Origin of the sequence: Streptomyces niveus, assembly GCF_001723055.1 — a bacterium.
Taxonomy (GTDB): Bacteria; Actinomycetota; Actinomycetes; order Streptomycetales; family Streptomycetaceae; genus Streptomyces; species Streptomyces niveus.
In genome coordinates this window covers 1-1,248 of the sequence record NZ_MDCR01000573.1, presented here as the reverse complement: position 1 = coordinate 1,248, position 1,248 = coordinate 1, and the positions used below count along the sequence as shown (strand labels likewise).

Sequence of the window (1,248 nt, the reverse complement as noted above, 5' to 3'; positions counted from 1 at the left end):
TCCTTGCCGAGCCCGTTCACCAGATACCGCCAGGTGTCGGGCCCCGGCAGCCCGTCGGCCTCCGCGCCCCGCCAGCCCTGCGCCCGCTGGAACGCCTCGGTGGCACGCCGGTCCGCCTCGCCCCAGCGGGGCCCGGGGCCGGAGGCGTAGAAGCGTGCGCCGCCCCGCGCGACGAGCATCTCGCCGAGCCGGGTGACGTGCGCGTTGTCGGCGCCGGGCCCGAAGGACTTCGCACCGGGGAAGGCCGCGGGCTTCGGCGTGTCCACCGGAACCGCCACGTCCGGCGTGCTGCCGCCGCTGCCCCCGACGACGCCCTTGTAGCGGTACGCGACGTAACTCGCCGAGTTGTTCCAGTACGCCATCGGCGTGGACTGCGCCCGCGTGCTCGGCTTCGTCTGCTCGTACGCGAGGTAGTACGTGTGCGTGTAGTCGGTCCAGCCGCCGAACAGCGTCACGTGCGACCCCTTCGTGGGGTCGGACGGGTTGTGGAACAGCAGGATGTCGCCGGGCTGGAGCTCCTCCCTGGCGATCTTGGTGCCGAAGCGGGACAGACTGCCCGTCCACTCGTTGCCGTCCAGGTTCCAGGCCATCGAGACATAGCCCGAGCAGTCCTGGCGGTAGCCGTCGGACCAGTACTTCGTCATGGAGTAGGGGACCTTGGCGTTCACCCACAGCTTGGCGCGGTTGATGATGTCCGCGCGGCTGGTCTGGCGCAGCGTGCCGACCGAGGGGTTCGGGGACGGTCCCGCCGACGGGGGCCCGTACAGCGGGCCGCTGACACCCTGCGGAGTCGTCGGATCCGGTTCGGCCGCCGACACCACGCCGTCGGCGCCGAGCGCGTCCGCCTCACCCGCGCCCGCGCCCGAGGCGCCGAGGGCGACGCCGGCCGCGGTGACGAGGACCAGGACGCGGCGCGCCCCGTGCGCGGCGGGGTGGCCGCCCGCGCGCAGGGACAGGCCCTGGGCCAGCCTGCGGCGCTGCTCGGCGCAGCCGCCACAGGGGCAGTCGCAAGCGGGTTCGTACTCCTCGAAGACCGGTGCGGTCATGCGATCCCCTCCACGCTCGACAAGGTGCTGTGCGGTGTTGGACGCCCACCGGACGCCAACGGTCATGACTAATCATATTTTGACGGATCAAAGGTAAAAAACGACCATCCGACAGGCCACATCGCTCGTCAAATGGTCGAGAGCACTCCGGAGCGTCGGGTAGAGTTCTCCAGGTCAGCAGGCGCCGCTAGCTCAGTTGGTT

1 protein-coding gene is annotated in these 1,248 nt (G+C 70.8%); it reads right to left on the bottom strand.

What is annotated here, in order from left to right:
- The coding region (locus BHU15_RS37660; RefSeq protein WP_069631155.1) for a peptidoglycan-binding protein at positions 1 to 1,046 on the bottom strand (1,046 nt) is incomplete at its 3' end.
- Between the last annotated feature and the right edge of the window lie 202 nt (positions 1,047 to 1,248).